The sequence below is a fragment of the Variovorax cryoconiti genome (assembly GCF_051216395.1).
Taxonomy (GTDB): Bacteria; Pseudomonadota; Gammaproteobacteria; order Burkholderiales; family Burkholderiaceae_C; genus Variovorax.
Genome location: NZ_JBPJZI010000006.1, coordinates 253177 through 277444, shown reverse-complemented (window position 1 = coordinate 277444; position 24268 = coordinate 253177). Strand labels below are relative to the sequence as shown.

General features: G+C 67.7%; 25 protein-coding genes. 9 read left to right on the top strand and 16 right to left on the bottom strand.

The annotated features are described in order from the left end of the window. Position 1: 1 nt before the first annotated feature. Positions 2-1405: an LLM class flavin-dependent oxidoreductase gene (locus tag ACSFA2_RS17205; protein ID WP_435456525.1), complete on the bottom strand. Its 1404-nt coding sequence runs from the start codon at positions 1403-1405 to the stop codon at positions 2-4. Positions 1406-1704: 299 nt separating this feature from the next. On the opposite strand from ACSFA2_RS17205, the gene ACSFA2_RS17200 reads away from it, so the two are divergent. Then, positions 1705-2679: a PA2169 family four-helix-bundle protein gene (locus ACSFA2_RS17200; protein WP_435456524.1), complete on the top strand. Its 975-nt coding sequence runs from the start codon at positions 1705-1707 to the stop codon at positions 2677-2679. A 36-nt stretch (positions 2680-2715) separates the two neighbouring features. After that, on the top strand, positions 2716-2883 hold the full coding sequence (locus ACSFA2_RS17195; protein ID WP_435456523.1) for a hypothetical protein: 168 nt from the start codon (positions 2716-2718) through the stop codon (positions 2881-2883). Between the two features lie 36 nt (positions 2884-2919). Here the strand turns inward: ACSFA2_RS17195 and ACSFA2_RS17190 are convergent, their stop codons facing one another. After that, positions 2920-4962, bottom strand: coding sequence for an ATP-binding protein (locus tag ACSFA2_RS17190; RefSeq protein ID WP_435456522.1), 2043 nt, complete (start codon positions 4960-4962; stop codon positions 2920-2922). A gap of 117 nt (positions 4963-5079) precedes the next feature. Between ACSFA2_RS17190 and ACSFA2_RS17185 the strand changes: the two genes are divergently transcribed. Continuing rightward, on the top strand, positions 5080-5886 hold the full coding sequence (locus ACSFA2_RS17185; protein WP_435456521.1) for an alpha/beta fold hydrolase: 807 nt from the start codon (positions 5080-5082) through the stop codon (positions 5884-5886). Positions 5887-5888: 2 nt separating this feature from the next. Beyond that, on the top strand, positions 5889-7016 hold the full coding sequence (locus tag ACSFA2_RS17180; protein ID WP_435456520.1) for a PAS domain-containing sensor histidine kinase: 1128 nt from the start codon (positions 5889-5891) through the stop codon (positions 7014-7016). Positions 7017-7200: 184 nt separating this feature from the next. On the opposite strand, the gene ACSFA2_RS17175 is transcribed toward ACSFA2_RS17180, so the two are convergent. The 6 genes from ACSFA2_RS17175 to mltG all read right to left on the bottom strand — a co-directional run bounded on the left by ACSFA2_RS17175 (position 7201) and on the right by mltG (position 11771). Further along, positions 7201-7863, bottom strand: a complete 663-nt coding sequence (locus tag ACSFA2_RS17175; protein ID WP_435456519.1) for an ankyrin repeat domain-containing protein — start codon at positions 7861-7863, stop codon at positions 7201-7203. Then, complete coding sequence (locus ACSFA2_RS17170) at positions 7860-8669, bottom strand: TatD family hydrolase (protein WP_435456518.1); 810 nt, start codon at positions 8667-8669, stop codon at positions 7860-7862. Before ACSFA2_RS17170 ends, ACSFA2_RS17175 begins: the two co-directional genes overlap by 4 nt. A gap of 66 nt (positions 8670-8735) precedes the next feature. After that, the gene (locus ACSFA2_RS17165; RefSeq protein WP_435456517.1) at positions 8736-9104 is read right to left on the bottom strand and encodes a PilZ domain-containing protein; all 369 of its coding nucleotides are present in this window, start codon (positions 9102-9104) and stop codon (positions 8736-8738) included. Further along, entirely contained in the window at positions 9101-10102 is a 1002-nt protein-coding gene (locus ACSFA2_RS17160; RefSeq protein WP_435456516.1) for a DNA polymerase III subunit delta', read from the bottom strand. The genes ACSFA2_RS17165 and ACSFA2_RS17160 overlap by 4 nt, the downstream gene beginning before the upstream one ends. Next, positions 10099-10752 carry a dTMP kinase gene (gene tmk / locus ACSFA2_RS17155; RefSeq protein WP_435456515.1) on the bottom strand — a complete coding sequence of 218 codons (654 nt, stop codon included), beginning with the start codon at positions 10750-10752 and terminating at the stop codon, positions 10099-10101. Before tmk ends, ACSFA2_RS17160 begins: the two co-directional genes overlap by 4 nt. Further along, positions 10749-11771, bottom strand: a complete 1023-nt coding sequence (gene mltG / locus ACSFA2_RS17150; protein WP_435456514.1) for an endolytic transglycosylase MltG — start codon at positions 11769-11771, stop codon at positions 10749-10751. Before mltG ends, tmk begins: the two co-directional genes overlap by 4 nt. Positions 11772-11875: 104 nt before the next feature. Between mltG and ygfZ the strand changes: the two genes are divergently transcribed. Continuing rightward, positions 11876-12817 carry a CAF17-like 4Fe-4S cluster assembly/insertion protein YgfZ gene (gene ygfZ / locus ACSFA2_RS17145; RefSeq protein WP_435456513.1) on the top strand — a complete coding sequence of 314 codons (942 nt, stop codon included), beginning with the start codon at positions 11876-11878 and terminating at the stop codon, positions 12815-12817. A 4-nt stretch (positions 12818-12821) separates the two neighbouring features. Here ygfZ and ACSFA2_RS17140 read toward each other — a convergent pair whose 3' ends face one another. Both ACSFA2_RS17140 and ACSFA2_RS17135 read right to left on the bottom strand, forming a co-directional pair. Continuing rightward, entirely contained in the window at positions 12822-13691 is an 870-nt protein-coding gene (locus ACSFA2_RS17140; RefSeq protein WP_435456512.1) for a YbgC/FadM family acyl-CoA thioesterase, read from the bottom strand. Further along, on the bottom strand, positions 13688-14617 hold the full coding sequence (locus ACSFA2_RS17135) for an alpha/beta hydrolase (protein ID WP_435456511.1): 930 nt from the start codon (positions 14615-14617) through the stop codon (positions 13688-13690). The genes ACSFA2_RS17140 and ACSFA2_RS17135 overlap by 4 nt, the downstream gene beginning before the upstream one ends. A 144-nt stretch (positions 14618-14761) precedes the next feature. Here ACSFA2_RS17135 and ACSFA2_RS17130 point away from each other — a divergent pair, with 144 nt between their 5' ends. Beyond that, positions 14762-15898: an iron-containing alcohol dehydrogenase gene (locus ACSFA2_RS17130; RefSeq protein WP_435456510.1), complete on the top strand. Its 1137-nt coding sequence runs from the start codon at positions 14762-14764 to the stop codon at positions 15896-15898. Positions 15899-15949: 51 nt separating this feature from the next. Here the strand turns inward: ACSFA2_RS17130 and ACSFA2_RS17125 are convergent, their stop codons facing one another. Further along, positions 15950-16438, bottom strand: coding sequence for a hemerythrin domain-containing protein (locus ACSFA2_RS17125; protein ID WP_435456509.1), 489 nt, complete (start codon positions 16436-16438; stop codon positions 15950-15952). A gap of 319 nt (positions 16439-16757) precedes the next feature. Here ACSFA2_RS17125 and ACSFA2_RS17120 point away from each other — a divergent pair, with 319 nt between their 5' ends. Continuing rightward, the gene (locus tag ACSFA2_RS17120) at positions 16758-16994 is read left to right on the top strand and encodes a hypothetical protein (RefSeq protein ID WP_435456508.1); all 237 of its coding nucleotides are present in this window, start codon (positions 16758-16760) and stop codon (positions 16992-16994) included. Further along, positions 16991-17479, top strand: a complete 489-nt coding sequence (locus ACSFA2_RS17115) for a DUF421 domain-containing protein (RefSeq protein ID WP_435456507.1) — start codon at positions 16991-16993, stop codon at positions 17477-17479. Before ACSFA2_RS17120 ends, ACSFA2_RS17115 begins: the two co-directional genes overlap by 4 nt. A gap of 45 nt (positions 17480-17524) precedes the next feature. Here the strand turns inward: ACSFA2_RS17115 and ACSFA2_RS17110 are convergent, their stop codons facing one another. From ACSFA2_RS17110 to sbcB, 4 genes are all read right to left on the bottom strand, one after another. Continuing rightward, a complete protein-coding gene (locus ACSFA2_RS17110; protein WP_435456506.1) occupies positions 17525-18166 on the bottom strand; it encodes a cysteine hydrolase family protein in 642 nt (213 codons plus the stop codon). A 131-nt stretch (positions 18167-18297) separates the two neighbouring features. Next, a complete protein-coding gene (locus ACSFA2_RS17105) occupies positions 18298-18549 on the bottom strand; it encodes a hypothetical protein (RefSeq protein ID WP_435456505.1) in 252 nt (83 codons plus the stop codon). A gap of 157 nt (positions 18550-18706) precedes the next feature. After that, positions 18707-19726, bottom strand: coding sequence for a tripartite tricarboxylate transporter substrate binding protein (locus tag ACSFA2_RS17100; RefSeq protein ID WP_435456504.1), 1020 nt, complete (start codon positions 19724-19726; stop codon positions 18707-18709). Between the two features lie 72 nt (positions 19727-19798). Then, complete coding sequence (gene sbcB, locus ACSFA2_RS17095; RefSeq protein ID WP_435456503.1) at positions 19799-21238, bottom strand: exodeoxyribonuclease I; 1440 nt, start codon at positions 21236-21238, stop codon at positions 19799-19801. Positions 21239-21355: 117 nt separating this feature from the next. On the opposite strand from sbcB, the gene ACSFA2_RS17090 reads away from it, so the two are divergent. Continuing rightward, positions 21356-22723, top strand: coding sequence for a serine hydrolase domain-containing protein (locus ACSFA2_RS17090; RefSeq protein WP_435456502.1), 1368 nt, complete (start codon positions 21356-21358; stop codon positions 22721-22723). A 39-nt stretch (positions 22724-22762) separates the two neighbouring features. Here ACSFA2_RS17090 and cls read toward each other — a convergent pair whose 3' ends face one another. Next, complete coding sequence (gene cls, locus ACSFA2_RS17085) at positions 22763-24211, bottom strand: cardiolipin synthase (RefSeq protein WP_435456501.1); 1449 nt, start codon at positions 24209-24211, stop codon at positions 22763-22765. Positions 24212-24268 lie beyond the last annotated feature (57 nt).

Sequence of the window (24268 nt, the reverse complement as noted above, 5' to 3'; positions counted from 1 at the left end):
ATCAGATGGCGACGAGACGTCGTGCGGCTGCGGCGCGGGGAAGGGCGGGTTCGGCGAGGGTGGGGCGATGGCCCGGGTAGCCCGGCAGGGCGATGCCCAGGTGCTCGCGCAGCGTGCGGCCGCTGTACGCGGTGCGGAACAGGCCGCGCTTCTGCAGGATCGGCACCACGCCGTCGACGAAGTCCTGCAGACCGTCGGGCAGCTGGTCGGGCATGAGGTTGAAGCCGTCGGCCGCGCCGGTGCGAAACCAGTGTTCGATGTCGTCCGCGATCTGCTCGGGCGTGCCGACGATCACGCGGTGGCCGCCGCCGCCCGCCAGCTCGCGCACCAGCTGGCGCACGGTGAGCGCGCCGCGGCGCGCTGCGGCGATCGTGGCATTGAAGAAGGTGTGGTTGCCGTTGCCGCCGGCGGGCAGCGCCAGATCGTCCGGCAGCGTCTTGTCGAGCGGCAGGCGATCGGGCGTGGTGCCGAGAATGCCGGCCAGTCGTGCGACGCTGTAGTCCCAGGGGATCAGGTCGACCAGCGCGTCGCGGCGCGCACGCGCCTGGGCCTCCGTGGCGCCGATGATGGTGGTCAGCCCAGCGAGCACCTTCACGGCGTCGGGGCCGCGTCCCAGTTCGGCGGCCCGCTGCTTCAGGCCGCGCGCGTAGTCCAGCGATTCCTCGAAGGACTGCGAGGCGGAAAACACCGCCTCGGCATGGCGTGCCGCCAGCTCGCGGCCGTCGGCCGAACCGCCGGCCTGCACCAGCACCGGGTGACCTTGCGGCGTGCGCGGCAGCGTGCCGGGGCCCTGCACCGCGAAGTGCTCGCCGCGGTGTGCGATGGGCTGCACCTTGGTCGGGTCGATGAAGCGGCCTTCGGCCTTGTCGCCGATGAAGGCGTCGTCGGCCCAGCTGGACCACAGCGCCTTCACGATGTCGGTGAACTCGCTGGCGCGGCCGTAGCGCTGGGCGTGGTCGGGCGCGGCGTCGCGGCCGAAGTTGCGTGCGGACGGCACGTCGGCCGTGGTCACGACATTCCAGCCGGCGCGGCCGCCGCTCACATGGTCGAGTGTGGCGAAGCGCCGCGCGATGTTGAAAGGCTCGTTGTAGCTGGTCGAGGCCGTACCGATCAGGCCGATGTGCGTCGTGGCCGCGGCGATGCTGGCCAGCAGCACCGTCGGCTCGAGCGCGGTGATCGGGCGGAAATGGATCTGGTCGACGATGGCCGCGTTGTCGGCCAGGAAGACCGCATCGAGCTTGCCGGCTTCGGCGATCTGCGCCACGCGCACATAGTGGGCGACATCGACGAAGGCGTGCGGGTCGCTCTCGGGCAGCCGCCAGGCCGACGGCACGAAACCGGAATGCAGGATGTTGACGTTGAGGTGGAGTTGCCGGCGCGGTGGGGTGTCGGGAAGGCGGCTCATCGGGTGTCGAGATATGAAAGTGCGGACAGCCCGGGAAACACCGGGGTCGGCAGGCCACTCTAGGGCGCGGTCCTCACCATCGAAACGAAGATTTGCGCGTTTGCATATCTGCGAACCGCATACACCGTGGCCGTGAACGCTTCATCGCTGCGCGCCCCATTCTCTTGGTGGCCACGCTCTTCCCCTACGAGCGCTGTACGTCGCGCCCGACGTCGCTGGCCCGACAAGCCCCCAACCATCCGGCTTTAGCTCCTCGTCGAGGAGCGCCAACGAGCCCAGGCGGGCGCAAGGAGCGACAGATGGCAACAGACAACGGTGAATTGGGTACAGGCGAACCGAACCGGGACCCCATCACGGGAACACCCGGCGCGCATCCGGTGGGAACCGGCGTCGGTGCGACCGGCGGTGCACTTGCCGGCGCTGCTGCCGGCAGTCTGGCCGGACCGGTCGGAACAGTGGTCGGCCTGGTCGTCGGAGGTGTGGTTGGTGGATTGGGCGGGAAGGCCGTTGCCGAAGGCGTGAACCCGACGCAGGAAGACGCCTACTGGCGTGAGGCCTACACCAAAGAGCCGTACTACAGCGCCGACCGCAGCTACGATGACTACCGCCCAGCCTATGAAGCCGGCTGGACCGCGCGTTCGCAGGGCAGCGACTTCGACGCAGCCGAGGCCCAGCTGTCGCGCGACTGGGGCTCGCGTCGAGCGTCATCTGCCCTGGCTTGGAATGAGGCGTTGCCGGCCACACGCGCCGCCTGGGACCGCGCCGACGAGACCTACTACGCAAAGCAGGCCAACGGCGAAGACATCGTCAGCCATGAGGCACTGTCGGACGACGATGTCGTCGATGTCCTAAACAACCTGCTCGAAACCACGCGCGACGGGGAATATGGCTTTCGCACCTGTGCGGAACAGGTCGAGACGTCTGGCACCAAGCAATTGTTTGCAGCGCGCGCAAGCGGTTGTGCCCAGGCCGCGGCCGAGCTCGAAGCGCTGATCGCGCAGTACGGTGGCAAGGCCGACGCCGGCGGCACCGTGGCCGGTGCGATGCATCGCGGATGGGTCCAGTTGAAGGGTGCGGTGGGCGCCGACAGCGAGCTTTCAATGCTCGAGTCGTGCGAACGCGGCGAGGACGCGGCGATTGCGCAGTACCGAAAGGCGCTCAAACAGGCACTCCCGCCGGATGCGCGCGCGCTGGTCGAGAGGCAGGCAGCTGGCGCCCAGAAGAACCATGACCAGATTCGCGATCTGCGCAACGCGGCGAGGGCGCGTGCCTAGCTGTGCGACTGCGTGTCTCGATCCCGAGGAATCTCCATGACCGACATTGACACACCGCCATCGGCCCCAACGCCCGAAGAGGAGGCGCTGCTCGAGCAAGCGCGGCATGAAGCACAAGCGCGCGTGGCAGCGTTGCATGCGGAGGAGGGGACGGTGCAATCGGAAAAGGGGCCGAACTCGCCCCATTCCGACGACCATGACTAGCCTTTCGGTCTGCGTCGGGGTCGACGCACGTTGGCTTCAGGCGCTGCCGGTCGGGCGTGCTGTCGACCTCAAGAGATCGTCGATGACATGCAGAAGTGTTTCTGGCGTGACCGGTTTCGTCAGATGGGCGTTGAAGCCCGCCGCGGTGGTCCTTGCCCTGTCCTGCTCGGTTCCCCAGCCCGTCAGCGCAACAATGGGCGTGTCCTTCAGCCCGAGCTCGTCGCGCAATCGCGCCGCGACTTCGTAACCGTCCATCAGCGGCAAGCCCAGGTCGAGCAACGCCAGGTCGGGCCGCCATTCGCCGGCAACGCGCAGGGCCGCCGGTCCGTCAGAGACACCGAGCACTGCATGCCCGTTCGCCTCGATCAGCTCTACCAGGGTTCGAAGGCCGTCAGGGTTGTCCTCGACGATGAGCACCCGACCGCAGCTCGCTGCCGCGGTCGACTGCATCACCGTTTCGGGGGCCGTGGCAATGGCCACCGCTACAGGCAGCTCGATGCGGAAGGTGCTGCCTTGGTTCAGCCCGGCACTGCGCACACCGACCGTGCCGCCATGCATTTCGACCAGGCTCTTGACGAGCGACAAGCCGATCCCCAGCCCCCCGTGCGCCTTGTTCCCGGTGTGCGGAAGCTGCGTGAAAAGCTCGAACAGCCGGACTTGGTCCTCGTGCGGTATGCCCAGGCCGTTGTCCTCCAGCTCGACGACTGCCAACGGCCCCTCGACCCAGGACGACAGCCGGATGTCGCCTTCGTCGGGCGTGTACTTTGCCGCGTTGTTCAGCAGGTTCGTCACCACCTGGACCAGCCGTGCCGGATCGGCATTCACGGGTGTCGCCATGTTCGGCGCTTGCATGCTGAACCGATGGCGCCCCCCCTCCAATGCCGGCGTCGCCGCCTCGACAGCCTGGGCCAGCAGCGGCGCAATGTCTATCACCTCGCGCTTCAATTCCACCAGACCGCGGTTGATGCGGGAGACGTCGAGCAGGTCGTCGACCAGGCGGACCATGTGGGCCGCCTGCCGTTCGATCACGTCGAGCCGTCGCGCCAGCCGCGAGGGGTCCTGCTCTCTCTTCATGAGGGCGATGGCGTACAGCATCGGCGCGATGGGATTGCGCAGCTCGTGCGCCAGCGTCACCAGGAACTCGTCTTTGCGGCGGTCCTGATCACGCAACATGGCGGCGTCTCGCACACGTTCGATATGCGCCCAGCAACGCTCCACCACCTCGGTGATCATCCGGAGGTCCTCGTCGGACCATTGCCTGGGGACAGACTGGTGGACCGCCATCATCGCCACCAGTCGTCCGCCCTTGACCAGGCCGGCGCACACGATGGCCTTGATGCCGATGGCGTTGAACATGCGGCCCCCGTCGTCGTCGCCCAGTTCACGGTCGACGTCGTGGACCACCAGGTGACGTCCGCTGCGCAGGTTCGCTGTCGCTCGCGAGCCGAACAGGTCGAGGGAATACACGCCGGCGCTCGACGGCACGCCTGGCTGCGCCCAATCGCTGCGGATGGTGAACCGGTCGTTGTCGGGCTCGACATCCGCATAGGCACAGCGCGTAGCGCCAAGATGTTCGCCCAACAGCTGTGCCGTGACCTGCATCACGTCAAGGGCGTCCTCCAGCGGGCGCGTGGCGTGCTCGATGCGGTTCAGCACCTCCAGGCGCCTCTGCGTGGCGTTTTGCAGCGCCTCGGCTTGCTTGCGCACGGTGATGTCGATCGCCGTGCCGATGGCGCGGATGCAATGGCCGGCACCGTCGAACATGCCGCGGCCCTTGGCTGCCACCCAACGTATGAGCCCGTCCTCCTTGCCCACGGTGCGATATTCGACGTCGTAGACCGTGCGCAGTGCGGGGTCCTGGGCTGCGGCGAATGCGCGCAGTACGTCGGGGGCATCGGCTGGGTGCAGACAAGCCACGAAGTCGTCCAGCGTCGCTTCGGCTTCCGGGGAAATGCCGAACATCGCCTTGACTCTTGCGGGCCAGTACAGCGTGTTGGTCGCAACATCGACGTCCCACAAGCCGACCTCGGCAGCCTCGATGGCCAAGCGCAACTGCTCTTCCTTTTGCTGCAAGGACATGGGGGCCGCCGCGCTGCTGGATTGAGCTGGACTCATATGTTTCGGCGCGCGAAGTTACGGGAGAGCTTTCATCGGCCTTAACGTTAGCATGGCGCCTGTCGACCGGAACCAGACTCCATGAGCCTCCAGCAACGAAACAACGTCCATGTACAGGGCGCGGGCGCCTCCACCATGATCTTTTCGCACGGGTTCGGCTGCGACCAGAACATGTGGCGGTTCCTCGCCCCGACCTTCGCGCAGCGCCACCGCGTCGTCACCTTCGATCTGGTCGGCTCCGGAAACTCGGACCTGAGCGCCTACCATCCCGCCAAGTACAACTCGCTGTCTGGCTATGCGGAAGACCTTCTGGAGATTGTCTCGGCCTACGCGACAGGCCCGGTGCTCTTTGTCGGGCATTCGGTCAGCGCGATGATCGGCCTGCTGGCGGACCTCAAGGCACCCGGTACTTTTGCGGCTCACATGATGCTCGGTCCGTCGCCGTGCTACATCAACGACGGTGACTATGTAGGCGGCTTCACCCGGGCCGACATCGACAGCCTGCTCGAAACCCTGGAAAGCAACTATCTGGGCTGGGCGAGCAGCATGGCGCCGGCCATCATGGGGGTTCCAGAGCGGCCCGAACTGGGCGAGGAGCTCACCGCGAGTTTCTGTCGAACCGATCCGGCGATCGCGGCGCAGTTTGCCAAGGTCACTTTCTTGTCCGACAACCGTCCAGACATCGCCAGGCTGCAGACCCCGGCACTGGTGGTGCAGTCGTCGGAGGACTTGATTGCGCCACTGTCGGTAGGCGAATTCATGCAGCGGGTGCTGCCACGCGGCACGGTTCGCGTGGTCGAGAACATCGGCCACTGCCCGCACCTGAGTGCACCGAGCGCGAGCAGTCAGGCCATGGAAGAATTTCTCGCTTCGCTGGACACCCCGTAGCCGTGGACGCCGCGCTGCCTGAGCCGGAGAGCCTGTACGAAGAAGCCCCTTGCGGGCTCCTGGTGACCGCGACGGACGGCACGATCCTCAAGGTCAACGCCACGTTCTGCGGCTGGGTCGGCCATTCAGCCGCCGAGCTGGTGGGCCACAAGCGCGTTGCCGACCTTCTGACCATCGGCGGACGAATCTTCCACCAGACGCATTGGGTGCCGACCCTGCAGCTGCAAGGCTCCCTGGCGGAAGTCAAGTTCGACGTGCTGCACAGCAATGGCACCACCGTACCGATGATCCTCAACGCACGGCGACGCCAGCGCGGGGAGGGCGAATTCGACGAAATCGCTGCCTTCAGCGCGCAGGATCGGCACCGGTACGAGCGTGAACTGATGAACGCGAGAAAGCGGGCGGACGCGCTGCTGGAGGTGGAGCGCGAGTCAAAACAGCTGCTGAAGGACCGGGCCCTGTTCGCCGAGCAAATGGTCGGCATCGTCAGCCACGATCTGCGCAACCCGCTCTCGGCCATCCTGATGGGCGTCAAGTTGCTCGGCCGCTTCGAGAACGAGCGAGGCGTGCGCGTGCTCGGCCACGTGCGAAGCTCGGCAGAACGGGCTCAGCGGCTGATCGAAGACCTTCTGGACTTCACCCAGGCGCGTGTTGGTTCGGGGCTGGCGGTGACGCTGCGGCCGGCCGACCTGCACGAGGTGACGGGCCGCACCGTGGAGGAGTTGCGGCTTGCCTTCCCAGATCAGGACATCCTCCATCGCGCCACGGGCCCCGGTGGATGCACCGCCGATGCGGACCGGCTGGCCCAGCTTATTGTCAACCTGGTCAGCAATGCCGCAATGTATGGTGAAGTCGGTGCACCGATCACGGTGGCTTCCGAAGTTGCCGCCGATACAGCCATGCTGGCGGTGCACAACGAGGGCGCGCCCATCGCCGCCGAAACGCTCGAGAAGCTGTTCGAGCCCCTGGTGCGCGGCGTCCCGGGAAGCAGCCACGTCCGCAGTGTGGGGCTGGGGTTGTTCATCGTGCGGGAGATCGCCCGCGCACACGGCGGCACGATGACGGTGCGCTCGTTGCCGCGAACGGGAACGAGCTTCCTGCTGAGCTTTCCAGCGACAGCCGTCGGGTAGGGGGCTCACGCCGGGAAGCGCCTTACCCCCCGATGACCGGGCCGCTGGGACATCCGGTCAGCTCCACCCATGTACGACACAACCACACGGTGGTATCCGACGTTCCGTGCGACAGTCGTGATTTAACATAATATACATTGTATAGATATTCTCGGGTGGCGCACCCAACCCCAGCAGCTCCTTGCTACCACTTGCCATCAGCGGGCCGCTTCGCCCGAACCGCCGCCTTCAACATCTCGACCGCATCCGGCCGCTGACCTTGTGTCGCGAAGTCCGTGGCCGTCATCTCCTGCTGGTTCTTCATCAACGGGTCTGCGCCTTCTTCGAGCAGCAGCTTCACGCTGTCGGGCGAACCGTACATCGCCGCCATCATCAGCGGCGTGGTGCCGTTGGGCGACTGGGCGTCGATGAAGGCGTATTTCTCGAGCAGCAGCTTCATGATCTCGACTTGGCCGCTGCTCGCCGCGTAATGCAACGCTGTCCAACCCGGTTTGTTGATGTCGGCGTCACGTGCGATGAGCTGTTTGACCAAGTCCATCTGGCCCTTGATGGCGGCCAGCATCAGCGGGCTCTCGTCGTTGCCGTTGCGAATCTCGACATTGGTCTGCGGCGATGCCAGCAGCACCTGGACAACACGAGGCGACGGCTCCCGGATGGCAATCAGCAACCCGGTCAGCCCGCGCTCGTCGCGCGTGTTGGGGTCGAAACCGCGGCGCAACAGCGACTCGACGCCAGTCGGGTTATCGCTTCGAACCGCGCGGAAAAAGTCATTGAAGGAGTCCGCCTGGGCGACAGAAAAGATCGTCGTAGCAAGAAGATAGAGGCCAAACCTCACCAGATTTCTCATGTTTTTTGAACGCCCGTGAACAGGGTTTCGAAGTTGCGGCTCGTGGCCTCGGCGACCGCTTCGACGGACACACCGCGCAGCTGGGCGATCTGCTGCGCGACGAAAGGCACGTACGACGGATTGTTGGTCTTGCCGCGGTACGGCACCGGAGCCAGGTAAGGACTGTCGGTCTCGATCAGCATGCGGTCGAGTGGGACGAAGGCGGCAACGTCCCTCAGATCCTGCGCCTTCTTGAAGGTCAGGATGCCGGAGAACGAGATGTAGAAGCCGAGGTCGAGCGCGGCGCGTGCCACCTCCGCCGTCTCGGTGAAGCAATGGAAGACGCCGCCAGCGGCCGAAGCGGCGCCGTCCTCGCCCTCCTCTTTCAAGATGGCCAGCGTGTCGGCGGAGGCTTCGCGGGTGTGGATCACCAGCGGCATGCGCACCTGCTGCGCCGCCCGGATGTGGACGCGAAAGCGGTCGCGTTGCCATTCCATGTCGGCGATGGTGCGGCCGCCTTTGCGCTCTTCCATCTGGTAGTAGTCGAGCCCGGTTTCGCCGATGGCCACGACCTTGGGGCGCGCCGCGCGCTGCACCAGGTCGTCGATGCTGGGTTCGGCGATGTCTTCGTTGTCGGGATGCACGCCCACGCTGGCCCAGAAGTTGTCGTACTGGGCGGCCAGCCCTTGCACATCGTCGAACTCCTCGAGCTTGGTGCAGATGCACAGCGCTCGGTCGACGCGCGCTTCCACCATCGCCGCGCGAATCTCCGTCATCTGGCAGGCAAATTCGGGAAAGGTCAGGTGACAGTGGGAATCGGTGAACATGGCAGAAGCGGCAATGGCAAAGCGGGCGCGCCGTCGGGCGGCGGCGTCAGGCGCTGGCGCGCGGGGTCAGATGGTCTGGGTCGGGCGGTCCGACGCCATCGAGCCGCCCAGCGCTTCCTCGATGCGGGCCTTGAGCTGGCGCGATTTTTCGTCCGCCGGAAAGCGCACGCCGACGCCCGGTGCACGGCTGCCCGCGGCACGCGCCGGCGTGATCCAGGCGACCTTGCCGGCCACCGGATAGCGCTGCGGGTCGTCCGGCAGGGTGAGCAGCACGTAGACGTCGTCGCCCAGCCGGTACTCGCGCGCGGTCGGAATGAAGATGCCGCCTTCCGCGAAGAGCGGGATGTAGGCGGCGTAGAGCGCCCCTTTTTCCTTGATCGCCAGCTGGATGACGCTGGGACGGGAGGGCGCGGGTGTGGCGATGGGCGTGTTCATGGGCGACGGCCCGAGTTTAGGGCGCTTCGCGCCTCGCTCACAAGCGCCTCGAGCATGAGACCCGCATTGAAGGGGTGCTCCGCGGTGCGCGCCGCGGCGGCCAGCGACTTCGACCAGCGAGCCAGAACGACCGGCGGCGGTGCCGGTGGAAGCTCGGCCTCGGCAAAGAAACGCGGCGCGGCACCGGTGCTCACCGCCATCAGGTCGTGGCAAAGCTTCTGCAATGCATCGATAGCCTGCGGTGGTGCATGCTCGCTGAGCGCGCCGACCTCGCCGCGCTGCATGGCCTTGGGCAACAGCGACCAGGCTTTGGGCGATTGGCCGGTGCGCGCCAGGCGCAGCGCGTCGCTCGGCCGTCCGCCGGCGGCGCGAAGCAAGGCGGGTGAGTCGGCGGCCGGCACGTCGTGCGCCGCCAGCCAGGCGATGGATTCGGCATCGGTCGGCCATGGCAGCGTGAAGCCCAGGCAGCGGCTGCGGATGGTCGGCAGCAGCTGCCACGCGGCCTCGCTGGCGAGCACGAAGCGGACGTCGCCGACCGGCTCCTCCAGCGTCTTGAGCAAGGCATTGGCCGTGATCGCGTTCATGCGCTCGGCCGGATAGACCAGCACCACCTTGCCACGGCCGCGCGCGCTGGTGCGCTGCGCAAAGCCGACGGCATCGCGCATCGCCTCGACGCGGATTTCGCGGCTGGGCTTGCGTTTCTTGTCCTCGATGTCGGCCTGCGACTTCTCGTCGAGCGGCCAGCCCAGTTCCATCATGGCGACCTCGGGCATCAGCACGCACAGGTCGGCATGGGTGCGCACCGCGATCGCGTGGCAGCTCGGGCAGTGCCCGCAGGCGCCCTCGCCGCTCGGCTGCTCGCACAGCCAGGCCGACGCCAGCGCCAGCGCCAGTTCGTACTGGCCGAGGCCGGACGGCCCCTGCAACAGCCAGGCATGCGCGCGCTGCCGCAGCAGATCGGACAGCGGGCGAACCAGCCACGGCGACATCGTCGTCATGCGATCAGCCCGCGTTCGTGCAATGCGGCTTCGACCTGCTGCCACACCTGCTCGCGCGGGCGGTCGGCGTCGATGCGAACGAAGCGAGGGGCCGCGGCCCGCGCGGCGTAGCCGGCGGCCACGCGCTGGAAGAACTCGACCGGCTGGGCCTCGAACTTGTCCGGCAGGCGAGCTCCGGCCAGCCGTTCGGCGGCGATCTCCGGCTTCAGGTCGAACCACAGCGTGATGTCGGGCTGCAGCAGCCCACCCCCATCGCCGTCCCCAACGCCGTTAATGCCCTGCCCCGCCTGCGCCCAGCGCTCCAGCGTCGACAGCACCTCGGCATCGAAGCCGCGGCCCGCGCCCTGGTAGGCGAAGGTGGCGTCGGTGAAGCGGTCGCACAGCACGACGTCGCCGCGTGCCAGGGCGGGCGCGATCACCTGCACGATGTGGTCGCGCCGGGCCGCGAAGACCAGCAGCGATTCGGTCAGGGCGTCCATCGGCTGCGACAGGATCAGCCCGCGCAGTGTCTCGGCCAGCGGCGTACCGCCCGGTTCGCGCGTGCGGGTCACGTGGCGGCCGGCAGCGCGGAACAGCGCCTCGAGCGCATCGATGTGGCTCGACTTACCGGCACCATCGATGCCTTCCAGCGTCAGAAAGAGTCCGCTCATGGTCCGTTGCCCTTGGGTTTGGGCTCGATGCCGCGCTGGTAACGGTTCACCGCCCGGTTGTGCTCGTCCAGCGACGTGCTGAACTGGCTGGAACCGTCGCCGCGAGAGACGAAGTAAAGCGCCTTGCTGGGTGCGGGCTGCACCGTGGCCAGGAGCGCCGCCTTGCCTGGCATCGCGATCGGCGTCGGGGGCAGGCCGCCGCGGGTGTAGGTGTTCCACGGTGTGTCGGTCTGCAGATCCCTCTTGCGCAGGTTGCCGTCGAAGGCGGCGCCCAGGCCGTAGATGACGGTCGGGTCGGTCTGCAGCGGCATGCCCACGCGCAGCCGATTGACGAAAACGGCGGCGACCTCGGGCCGATCCTTGGCTTGGCCTGTCTCCTTCTCGACAATGCTGGCGAGAATCAGCAACTCGTCGGCCGACTTCAGCGGCAGGTCGCTGGCACGTGCCGCCCAGGCGGCTTCGAGCTTCTTGTCCATGGCGCGCATCGCCCGCTGCAACAGCGCGGTGTCCGTCGACCCCTTGGAGTAGGTGTAGGTGTCCGGGAAGAAGCGCCCTTCCGGGTGGACGCCGGGCCGGCCGAGCCGGGCCATCAAGGCGCTGTCGCTCTCCCCCACCGTCTCGGGCTTGAGCTGTTCGGCCTTGGCCAGCGCCGCGCGCACCTGGCGGAAGTTCCAGCCTTCGACCACCACCAGACTGCGGGTCGCTTCTTCACCACGCACGAGCATGTTGAGCAAAGTGCGCGGGGTGACGCCGCGCTCCAGCTCATAGCTGCCGGCACGGATCTGCCGGTCCTGCCCCGAGAAGCGAAACCAGGCGTAGAGCAGTTGCGGCTGCACGCGCGTGCCGGTCGCGGCCACGGCTTCGGCGACGCCACGCGGCGTGGTACCGGGCTCGACCGACAGGTCGACGCTCGGCGCCGGGAGATCGAGCGGGCGATGGACCCACCACAGGCCCCAGGCACCGGCACCCAGCGCCGTGAGCGCGGCGAGCAGAAAGAGGGTCAGGAAGAAGCGGCGCAAGCGAAAACCAGAGGAGAAAAAGGAGTGAGCGAAGGCGGAACGCCGCGTCGTGGGCGGTAGCCCTGTGGGCCGCGCGGGCGGGCGCCGGCCATGATAATTCAGCGATGACCTCTGCCCTTCCGAATGGTGTAACCGCCTTATCCCACCTGGGCGTGATCCGCGCCGAAGGCGCCGACGCCGCCAGCTTTCTGCACGGCCAGCTCACGCAGGACTTCGCGCTGCTCCAACCCACCGAGGCGCGCCTCGCGGCGCTGTGCACCGCCAAGGGCCGCATGATCGCCAGCTTCATCGGCGTGCGTCCTCGGTCTGACCTTGTCCTGCTGGTCTGCAGTCGCGACATCCTGGCGGCCACGCTCAAGCGACTGTCGATGTACGTGCTGCGGGCCAAGGTGAAGCTGAGCGATGCGACCGAGTCGACCGCCCTCTTCGGCCTGGCCGGTACGGCGCTCGCGGCCAACGGCGTCGATGCCGCATCGCCGCCTGGCACGCGCATCGCGCGACCGGTGGCCGGAAGCGACGACGAGATCAGCATCGTCCCGCTGTATCCCGCCGATGGCGTACCGCGCGCCCTCTGGCTGGCACCCGTGGCCGCGCCCCGCCCGGTCGGCGACAAACTGGACGCCACGCTCTGGCAGTGGAGCGAGGTGCGCAGCGGCGTCGCCACGCTCACGACCCCGGTGCTCGACGCCTTCGTGCCGCAAATGCTCAACTACGAGTCGATCGGCGGCGTGAACTTCAAGAAGGGCTGCTACCCCGGCCAGGAGATCGTGGCGCGCAGCCAGTTCCGCGGCACCCTCAAGCGCCGCGCGTACGTCGCGACCGCCGATGCGCCGGTCGAGGCCGGGCAGGAAGTCTTCACGGCCAGCGATGCCGAGCAGCCCGTGGGCACGGTGGTGCAGGCCGCGCCGGCACCCGATGGCCGCTGGGCGGCGCTGGTGTCGATGCAGATCGCGGCGCTGGACGCCGGCCCGCTGCACGCCGGCAGTGCGAGCGGCCCGGCGCTGCAGGTCGAGCCGCTGCCCTACCCGCTGCTCGCCGACATCTGAACGGTCAGAGCGGCCGGCGCATCTCGATGTGCGCGATGCCCGCTTCCTCGAAGGGCTCGCCGTAGGGCGCGTAACCGAGCCGTTGATAAAAAGATTCGGCACTGCGCTGCGCGTGCAGCGTCACCTCACGATCGCCCCTTGCGAGCGCCGCGGCTTCCAGCGTGCGTAACACGCTCTCGCCGTGCCCCCCGCCGCGCAGGGTGCGGTGCACCGCCATCCGTCCGACACGAGCCAGCCCGGGCGCTTCACGGATCAGCCGTGCGGTGCCGATCACGCGTCCGAGCCGGTTGCGGGCCACGGCATGCAGCGCAGTCACGTCGTGCTCGTCCCATTCCAGATCTTCGGGGATGCGCTGCTCCTTGACGAACACCGCGCGGCGCAGGCCGCCGGCGCCGCTGCCGAGCTTCTGCCAGTCGCCAGTCTCGACGGTGGCCATCGGCTCGCCGGCCTCGTAGGCGGCAAAGATCGCGCGCAGTTCGTCCGGCACCGGCCTGGAGGTCTGCGTGGCCGGGTCGGCGAAGACGTAGATCAGCTCGCAGGTCACGAGCAATTCGTCGCCACGGAACAGGCTGCCGTGGAACACGATGGATGAGTTGCCGACGCGCACGCACTTCATCGCCACATCGAGCACGTCGTCCATGCGGGCCGACGCGTTGAACTCGATGCTCGCCTTCTTCACGTACAGGTCGCCGCCGAGCGACGCCATCGACTCCTCGTACGGCAGCGCCAGGGCCCGCCAGTAGTCGGCGATGGCGGTGTCGAAGTACATCAGGTAGTGCGCGTTGAAGACGATCTTCTGCATGTCGACCTCGGCCCAGCGCACGCGCAGGCGGTGGAAGAAGCGGAAGTCGCTGCGGTGTTCCAGTTCGGTCATGGCTTCAGGGCCTCCTGCATGGCTCGGGCCGCGTCGGCATGCGCCTGCAACGCTTCGGGAATGGCCCGGCCCATCTTGATGAATTCGTGGATCACGCCGCGGTAGATCTCCAGGTCGACCGCCACGCCGGCGGCGCGCAGCTTGTCGGCATAGGCGACGCCTTCGTCGATCAGCGGGTCGGCCTCGGCCAGCCCGATCCAGGCGGGGGCGACGCCGTCGACATCCTCGGCATTGAGCGGCGCGAAGCGCCAGTCGCTGCGGTCGACCGGCGTGCGCACGTACTGGCCGAAGAACCAGCTGATGAGCGGTTCGTCGAGCAGCGGGCCGCAGGCGAAGCGCTCGTGCGACGGCGTGTCCTGGTGGGCGGTCGTGCCCGGGTAGAACAGCAGTTGCAGCGCGATCGGGATGCCCGCATCGCGCGCCATCAGGGCGCAGACAGCGGCGAGCGTGCCGCCCGCACTGTCGCCGCCCAATGCCAGCCGGCTGCCGTCGAGGCCGAGCGACGCAGCCTCGCGCGCCACGAACTGCACGGCGTCCCAGGCATCGTCGGATGCGGTCGGGAATTTGTACTCGGGCGCGAGTCGGTAGTCGACCGACACCACGGCGCAGCCGCTGCGGCTGGCCAGCACGCGGCACAGCGTGTCGTGCGTGGCGATGCTGCCGACGGTGAAGCCGCCACCGTGGAAGAAGACGAGCACCGGCAGCACGTCGGCCGAGGGCGCATAGAGGCGCGCCGGCAGCTGGAAGCCATCGCGCGCGGCGATGTGGATGTCCTCGACCCGGGCCAATGCCGGCTTCGGCACCTCGAGCACGCCGGCGCCCTTCTCGTACGAGGCCTTGGCTTCGGCGGCGGTCAGTTCATGGAACGGCGGGTGGCCGGCGCGGGCCATGCGCTCGACCACGCTCGCCATCTTCGGCGTCAGCATGGGTGGCGCGGCGTCGTGTCCGCGAGAGAAAAAGGTGTGCCCGTTGCGACATCGGCAAGGGTTTCATGCATGGGCAAGATGGGATCCTGTTGCTAGATTCGTTTCGTCAAATCGTACAGCCACCTTTCGCATCGACGCATTCCCATGGCCCTCATCCAGTACCTGACCCAGATCCAGTTCGACTTCGGCGCGATCCGCCAGCTCAGCGCCGAGTGCGCGCGCGTGGGCATCAACCGCCCGATGATCGTGACCGATGCCGGCGTGCGCGCTGCCGGCATCCTGCAGACCACGCTCGATGCGCTGGGCGACCTGGAGGTGTCGGTGTTCGACGCGACACCGTCGAACCCGACCGAGGCCGCCGTGCGCGCGGCCGTCGACCTGTACCGCAGCGGCCGCTGCGACGGGCTGATCGCCGTCGGCGGCGGCTCGGCCATCGACTGCGCCAAGGGCGTCGCCATCGCGGCCACGCATGAAGGCCCGCTCAAGACCTACGCGACCATCGAAGGCGGCTCGCCGAAGATCACCGAGAACGTCGCGCCGCTGATCGCGGTGCCCACCACCGCCGGCACCGGCAGCGAGGTGGCGCGCGGCGCGATCCTCATCGTGGACGACCACCGCAAGCTGGGCTTCCACAGCTGGCACATCCTGCCCAAGGCCGCCATCTGCGACCCCGAGCTGACCTTCGGACTGCCGCCGCGCCTGACCGCAGCCACCGGCATGGACGCCATCGCGCACTGCATGGAGACTTTCATGTCGGCCGCCTTCAACCCGCCCGCCGACGGCATCGCGCTCGACGGCTTGGAGCGCGCCTGGGGCCACATCGAACGTGCCACCAAAGACGGCCAGGATCGAGAGGCGCGGCTCAACCTGATGAGCGCGTCGATGCAGGGCGCCATGGCGTTCCAGAAGGGCCTGGGCTGCGTGCATTCGCTCAGCCACAGCCTGGGCGGCGCCGATCCGCGCCTGCATCACGGCACGCTCAACGCCCTCTTCCTGCCCGCCGTGATCCGCTTCAACGCGGGGGCGGAGTCGGTGCAGAAGGACCGGCGCCTGCAGCGCATGGCCCGGGCGATGAACCTCGATTCGGCCGGCGACCTGGGGGACGCGATCCGCGACATGAGCCAGCGGCTGGGGCTGCCTAGCGGGCTGGCCGAAGTCGGCGTGACGCCCGCGTTGTTCGAGCAGGTGATCGACGGCGCGATGGCCGACCACTGCCACAAGACCAACCCGCGCCTGGCCACGCGCGAGGACTACCGCGAGATGCTCGAAGCGTCGATGTGAGCAGCGGTCGCCTGGCAGCGACCGCGCTCTTCCCGACTGGCGGTGTCCTGATCAGGCCAGGGCCGCTGTTTCTGCCATCAGTTCGTCCTTGCGCGCCTGAAGTTCGTCCCTCATGGCCACCAGGTCCAGCTTCTTCGCTGCTCGGGCCTTGACGAAAATCTCGTTGCGCTCCTCCTTGACGTGGTGGTCGATGTACTCGCCCAGCACGATGACCTTGGCGCACCACTTGGGATCGTTCTCGTCGCCCGCCTCGATCTGCGCAATGAGTTCCTTGGCGCTGGCATGTTCCACTTCGGCCTCGTCGAGCAGGTCTTCCTCCTTGATGGCCTCGCGCAGGGCGGGGTAGAAGATTTCTTCCTCGATGCGGGCGTGGACCGTCAATTCCATGCAGATCTGGTCGGCCAACTCTCTTCGTTTTACGGGGGCCGTCTTGGCTTTGGACTCTGCCAGGGGCTCGAACTCCTTGAAGAGCTTCTTGACATTGCGATGGTCGGCGTCGAGCAGGCTGCAAGCGTCGGCGGGGGTGCGGGTGGTGGGCATCTACAAGCTCCTTTTGGTCGTGGGACACAGAACATCCGCACAGGAGCATTCGCCGTGCGTAGGAAAAAGGCGGAATGTGCAAGGTGATCTTCTCCTCGGGCCGGAGACGCGCCGCGCGGCGGCGGCCAACCTACACGCTGGACACGCGTTGGCCGACGGTCATCGTGCTGCGAACTGGCTAGGGTGTGCAAGGCACTGTCACCACCGTAGGGCTTCCATGATCGGCTCCGTCATTCTTTCGCTTCACAGGCAGGCCGCTCACGGCCAGACCGTCATGCACCACCTGCAACGAACGGCGCCGGCTGCGGCCTGACAGCCCATGGACATCCTCGACATCGTTCAGTGGCCCGCCTTCGCAGCGTCCCTCGCCGCCGCCTACCTGGTCGGCTCGAACGCCAAGGGACGCCGCAACGCGGGCTTCTGGGTATTCCTTTTGAGCAATCTGCTCTGGGTCGCTTGGGGCGCCCATACGCAGGCCTGGGCGTTGATCGCCTTGCAGGTGGGCTTGGCCGCGTTGAACGTGCGTGGCCTCTTCAAGACGGAGACCACGTCGTGAGCGAACTGATGGACCTCTTCGCGCGGGAATTCCCGGTCTGGCACATGATCGTTCGCGGGTCGGTGGTTTACTGGTTCCTGTTTCTGGTTTTCCGTTTCGTCCTGCGGCGGGACGTCGGCTCCATGGGCGTTGCGGACCTGCTCTTCGTGGTCCTCGTGGCCGACGCGGCGAGCAATGCGATGCAGGGCGAGTACCGGTCGATCAACGATGGGCTGGTGCTCCTGTCGACGCTCATCGGCTGGAACTTTGCGCTGGACTGGCTGAGCTTCCGGTCGCCGGCGATTGCGCGATTTCTGGAGCCGCTGCCCGAGGTCCTGGTGCGTCACGGTCGCGTCAACCGCAAGGCGCTGAAGCGCGAGATGATCACGATGGAAGAACTGGAGGGAAAGCTGCGCGAAGAAAGCGTGGAACGCATCGAGGACGTGCGCGCCGCCCGATTGGAGAGCGATGGCAGGCTCAGCGTGCTGAAGAAAAGTCGCCGATAAGTCGGGGGGTGGACGGCGGCGGCCCTCGGTTTCAGCTCACCGCCATCAGGCACGGCGCCCAGTGTCGACCACCCCGGAATGAGGCGTGGGTCGGGGTAGCCGGACGCGGGCGCCCATCGGCGTGGCCAGTTTGAACACCTGCGCGAATTGTTGCAGTACTGTGGCGTTGCGTGCCTCCGTTTGGGATGCCACGCAATCGCGTGGGACAGTGACATCCAGGTCGCGCATTCGGGCATCGGAAACGGTGGCCATCACGCACTGGTCACTGGCGGTACCGACGACCAGCAGATGGTGAACTTTCAAGTCTTGCAGAAGAAGCGTCAGCGGTGTCGCGTCGAACGCCGAGTGCTTGGGCTTGAGAACGAAGTAGTCGCGCTCGGACGGTCGCGAGGCAGCCGTCACGGCCGCGGCATTGCCGCCGCGGTCCAACGACATGGCGATGAGCTTGCCGAAGTCCGAGCGCCATCGGCCCAGGTTGTCGTTGGCGTAGATGGCGGGCACCGCCGCTCGCGCGCATCGCGCCTTCAGCGCCGCAATGCGGGGCGCAATGCGGACGGCGCCGACCAGCAGTTTCTCAGCATCCGGAAAGGACCAGCAACTGATCATGTCGACGACCAAAAGCGCCATCCCGCCACGCGACGGCTCTGCGCCGAGATTTCGAGCCGCCAGCGGATCAGGCTTTTTCATCATTGGAGGCCATGCATGCCTGGAAGGTCCCGCCCAGGAGGTGAAAGGTGGAATCCGGCCGAAGAACGCGTCGCAGAGCGCCGACTGCGACGCCCTCGGTTCGTGCCCTCGGACCGTCTCTGCCGACGGTGCTAACGCCGGTTCTTGTCTGTGCTCGAGGCTGGCGTGAGGTCTTCGGTGAGATGAAACGGCGCTGAATCATCGTGTCGGGTGCCCTGTGCATTCGACTTCTTGTCTTGCATCCTCTCCCGTGGTGCCGGAGCGGAGATGTCCTCGCCGGCGGCCGTCTTTTCCGTCGTGAACTTTTCACCCGCGCCCATGTTGTCGACGCCGCCATCCGTGCTGGGACGGGTCCCGTCGCCACTGCCCTTGACGTTGCTCATGCCTGCTCCTGTTGTCGGTGCCGCGTCGAACCGCGGACCGTGCTGTGTTCGGACGACCGACAGTGGTTTCGAGCCAGCAAGCGCGATGTCCGCTTTCCTGACCGTCTGCTGTCGGAGAAACCCGCAGCAAGGCTCTCGACCGACCTGGCCCGGGCCCTCACTCGGCCTTCACGCCGGCGGTCTTGATCACTTGCCCCCACTTGGTGGTTTCGGCGACGATGAAGGCATCGAATTCCTGCGGTGTGCTGCCCGCCGGAAAGGTGCCCATGGCATCGAGCTTCGCGCGCGTCTCGTCGCTCTTGATGATGCGCGCGACCTCGTCCGCCATCCGCTGCACGACGCCAGGCGGCGTGCCCGCGGGCGCGAGCATGCCGGCCCAGGTGCTGCCGGTGAAGCCGGCGAAGCCCTGTTCGATGAAGGTCGGCACGTCGGGCACCGCCGGCAGCCGCTGCTCCCCGGCCACGCCGATGAGCCGGATCTTGCCGGCCCGTGCCTGGCTGATGAGGCCGGTCGGCGCGTCGAAGAAGAGCTGGATCTGTCCGCCCATCAGGTCCGTCAGCGCCGGCACGGCGCCGCGGTACGGGACGTGGACCATGTAGGTCTTCGTCAGCGCTTTCCACAGTTCGGTCGTGAGGTGCGCCGCGGATCCGTTGCCCGACGAGCCGAAGCTGATCTTGCCGGGGTTGGCGCGCGCGTAGTCGATCAGTTGCCGGCCGGTCTTGAAGGGTGCGTCGTTGTTCACCGCCGCGAGCAGCGGCGACACACCCATCAGCGACACACCCATCAGATCCTTGCGCGGGTCGTAGGGCAGCTTGCCGGCATAGAGCGAGGTGTTGGCCGCGTAGGCCGCGATGACGACGCCGAAGGTGCTGCCATCGGGCGCCGCCTTCGCGACCGCATCGACGCCGATCAGGCTGTTGGCACCCGGCCTGTTGTCGATCAGCACCGGCTGGCCCAGGCGTTGCTGCAGACCGATCTGCACCAGCCGGGCCATCTGGTCGGTGAAGCCACCCGGTGTATAGGGCACGACGATGCGGATCGGCCGGTTCGGCCAGGGGGATTGCGCCAGGCCTGGCAGGGCGAGCGATGCGGCAGCCGCCGCGGTCGACAGATGAAAGCGGCGGCGGGTCAGCGATGAAGAGGGCACGAACGATGTCTCCGTTTGGGGAGCATTCATTCTGGAAGCCGGGGGCGCGCCCGCGGGTCGGGGTTTGCCCCGGCTGCAGGCGCAGACGCCGATCGCCCTCGATCAGAGCGACGGTGCGATCGCCTCGGCGTACTCGTACAGCAGGCCCAGCAGTTCCTCGCCGCGCTCGTCGGCCGTCTCGGCCGCCGTGTCGATCTCCGCGAAGAACTGGTCGACGTTGCGGGCGCCGCCCTCGCCTTCCAGCAGGCGCGCCGCGCGGTGCGCCTCCCAGCGCTCGGCCTCGTCGGGCGTGAGCGTGTCGACGAAATTGCGGGCGCGGTAGCGGAACAGGATCTCTTCCAGCCGCGGGTCGTCGAAACCGGTGCGTGACAGCGCCAGCTCGGCGGGCGACAGGCTGCGCAGCTGGTTCAGCCGCCGCCGGTCGGCGTTGCCGACGAAGCCGCCGTAGAGGTCTTCGTCGACATCCGGCGCGGCTTCCTTCGGCCGTTCGTACACCTGCGTCCAGATGGCGCTCATGTCGGGCAGGCCCTGGGCGATGGCGGCGTGGCGCAGCGCGGTGTCGAAGTCGACCCTCCAGCGTTCGGCCATCGCCGGTGTCAGCGTCTTCAGGTTGCCCACGACCATTGGCGACTTGTTCAGGTGGATGCCCTTGATCGGCAGCCGCACCACGCCCTCGGGCAGGTCGGCGGTACGGGTGAAGAGCCGCTGGCGCAGCGTGGGCACGTCGATGTCGCGCAGTTCGCTCGGGTCGTGTGCGAGGTCCCAGGCCAGCAGCTCGTTCTTGTTGGTCGGGTGGCTGGCCAGCGGCCACATCACGGCCAGGCAGCCGCGCTCGGCCGGGAACATGCCCGACACGTGGAGGAAGGGCTTGGCCGTCTCGCGCGTCGCGGGCAGGCCGAGCTCGTTCGCCACACGGTCCTTGCGATGCAGCCCGAAGGCGAAATCGAAGAGCCGCGGCTGGGCGGTGCGGATGAGGCGCGCCAGCGCGATGGTGGCGCGCACGTCCGACAGCGCATCGTGCGCCGCCTCGTGCAGCAGCCCGTTGGCGCGCGCCAGGTCGCCGAGCTTGAAGCTGGGCTTGCCGTCTTCCTTCGTCGGCCACTGGATGCCGTCGGGGCGCAGCGCGTAGGTCAGGCGCACCACGTCGAGCAGGTCCCAGCGGCCGCAGTCGTTCTGCCACTCGCGCGCGTAGGGGTCGATCAGGTTGCGCCAGAACAGGAAGCGCGTCACCTCGTCGTCGAAGCGGATCGTGTTGTAGCCGACGCCGATGGTGCCGGGCTGCGAGAACGCCTTCTCGACCTCGGCGGCGAATTGATGCTCCGGCACGCCGCGCTCCAGCGCGAGTTGCGGCGTGATGCCGGTGATCAGGCAGGCCTCGGGGCTGGGCAGGTAGTCGGGCGCGGGCTGGCAGTAAAGCATCAGCGGCTCGCCGACTTCGTTGAGCTCGGCGTCGGTGCGGATCGCGGCGAACTGCGACGGCCGGTCGCGGCGCGGCACGGCGCCGAAGGTTTCGTAGTCGTGCCAGAGGAAGGTGTGGGCCATGAAATGCTTGGAGTGGGACGGCGGCGGTCGCCGGCAGGCTGAGAGCCGAGGTGCGACGCGGGCCTGTATTCTCGGCCAACGGGCGCAGCCGGCGCCCGACACATCGAAAGAGCAGGCATGGACAAGTGGCTGGCCGCAGCGATCGACTACATCCCGCGCTGGATGGAACTGCAGATGCGGGTGACCGAGCGGCCGGGGGTCTCGATCGCCATCGACCACCGGCAGCGCCCGGTGCTGCAACTGGCCCTGGGCCATGCCGATGCGCTGGCGAAGACCCGGCTCACGCCGCAGCATCGCTTTCGGATCGCCTCGCATTCGAAGACCTTCACCGCGGCGGGGATCCTGAAGCTGCGCGAGGGCGGCAAGCTGCAGCTGGACGATGCGGTGGGCCGCTACGTCGTGGGCCTCCATCCGCAGATGGCGGCTGCCACGCTGTCGCAGTTGCTGTCGCACAGTGCCGGCACCGTCCGCGACGGCCCCGATGCCGGCCAGTTCCAGGACCGGCGAGCCTTCCTCTCGCGCGACGAACTGATGGCGCAGCTTCGGGAGCCGCCCGCACTGGAAGCCAACACCCGTTTCAAGTATTCGAACCACGGCTTCGCGCTGCTCGGCCAGGTGATGGAGACGCTCACCGGTGAAGCCTATGGCGACTGGATGCAGCGCGAGATCATCGATGCGGCCGGGCTCCGGAACACGCGCCCGGACGCAGGCACGGATGCCGCTCGCACGATGGCGCGCGGGCATTCCGGCCGGGTGCTCCTGGGCCGTCGCGTCGTGGTGCCGGGCGATCCGCCGACCCATGCGATGGCACCCGCCGCCGGCTTCGTCAGCACCGCGGCGGATGTGGCCGCCTTCTACGCGCAGCTGGTGCCGACCGCCCGGCGCAGCGTACTCACGCCGGCGAGCCGCCACGAAATGACGCGACGGCACTGGGCCGTGCCGCACAGCAGCACACCGGCCTGGTATGGCCTCGGCACGATGCAGGGCAGCTTCCAGGGCTGGGACTGGTTCGGCCACACCGGCAGCCTGCAGGGCTTCGTCTCGCGCAGCCTGGCCGTGCCGCAGCAGGCACTGGCGGTGTCGGTGCTGTGCAATTCACTCGACGGTTTCTCGTGGCCGTGGATGGACGGCATCGTGCAGATCCTGCAGGCCTTTGAGCGCCACGGCGCGCCCACCGCCAAAACACGCGCCTGGTCCGGCCGCTACTGGAGCCTGTGGGGGCCGACCGACTTGGTGCCGATGCGCGACCGGGTGTTCGCTGTGTCGCCGACCCTGGCCGCCCCTTTCACCGACGCCACAGAGCTCACGGTCAGCGGCAAGGAACGGGCCCTGATATCGCTCGCCAACGGCTATGCCAGCCATGGCGAAGCGGCCCGGCTGGTGCGCGACCCGGCGGGCGCGGTGCAGGAAGTCTGGCTGGGTGGTTCGCGACTGCGGCCCGAGGCCAAGGCGGCGCGGGAGCTTCGCAGCCGCTATGAGCATTGAGGTCGCCCCTTGCGCGCGGCAACGCGACGCCGGGTCCGTTCAGAGCAAGGGCGACGACAGCCGGGCCAGTGCATCGCCCAGGCGGCGCGGAAAGCTCTGCGGCCGGTTCAGTCGCACGGCGGCGGCGCTGTGCAGGTCGTATTCGAACTGCGCGGCCAGCGGGCGCGCCAGCGCCGGACCGTACACCACCGCCATCACCTCGAAGTTGAGGCGGAAGCTGCGGTTGTCGAAGTTGGCGGTGCCGATCATCGCGCAATGGTCGTCGACCACCAGCGTCTTGGAATGCAGCATGCGCGCTTTGTACTCCCAAACCTTCACGCCGGCACCGATGAGTTCGTCGTAGTACGAGCGCGCAGCGGCGCTGACGATCGCCGAATCGCTGCGGCGCGGCACCAGCAGCCGCACATCGACACCGCGCAACGCGGCGCTGGTGAGCGCCATCAGCGCCGGCTCGCCCGGCACGAAGTACGGCGTGGTCAGCCAGGCGCGCTCGCTGGCCGAATGGATGGCTTCCACGTGCATGCGGTGGATCGCTTCGAGCGGGCTGTCGGGGCCGCTGGTGACGATCTGTGCCGCGATTTCGCCGGCAGCCAGGCGCGGCAGCATGTCCTCGAGCGACTCGTCGACCATGCGCCGGGCGCTCTCGCCGGTGGCGTAGCTCCAGTCCTCGAGGAAGGTGGTCTGCAGCCAGCGCACCGCGCTGCCCTCGAGCCGCAGGTGCATGTCGTGGTAGGCGTCGGGCCGGGTGCGGCGGTCTTCCTCGTCCGTGATGTTGACGCCGCCCGTGAAGCCGATGCGGCCGTCGACGACCACGATCTTGCGGTGGCTGCGGTAGTTGGTGACCGGCCGCAGGCGCCGGCCGATCTTGGTGTCGTGGAACAGCGCGATGTGAATGCCGGCCGCCCGCATCGGTGCCATGAAGCGGCGGCCGATGCGCTTGGAGCCCAGCGCGTCGAGCAGAAGGCGCACCGCGACGCCCTGCTGCGCGCGCTCGATCAGCAGGTCGCGCAGGGCCGTGCCGATGCGGTCGGGCTCGAAGATGTAGTACTCCAGGTGCACATGGTGCCGCGCGGTGCGGATGGCCTCGAAGATGGCGTCGAAGGTGCGCGCACCGCCGGACAGCAGCTCGACGCCGGTCGCACTCGACACCGGAATCCCGCAGGCCGCCGTGCCCAGCGCGGCCAGGTGCCGCAGGGCCGGCGGCGCGTGCTCCCCGGCCTCGTGCAGCAGCGCCAGATCGGCCGGCGCCTGCGCGATGGCGCGGTTGCGCAGGCGCTTGAGCCGCAGCTTCTTCAGGCGCTGCGGCCCGAGGAAGTAATAGACGAGGAAGCCGGCGAAGGGCAGCAGCGCGAGCGACAGGATCCAGCTCATCGTCGACACCGGCGCTCGCTTCTGCATCACGATCCAGATCGACAGCACCGCGATGTAGCCGCTCCAGGCCAGGGAAAGGCCCGTTTTCCATTCTTGGCTGATTTCGGGAAGGATCAAGAGACAGGCGCTGCGATGGAGAGCGATGGGCAGGAGTGGCGCCGGCCCAAAGAAAAA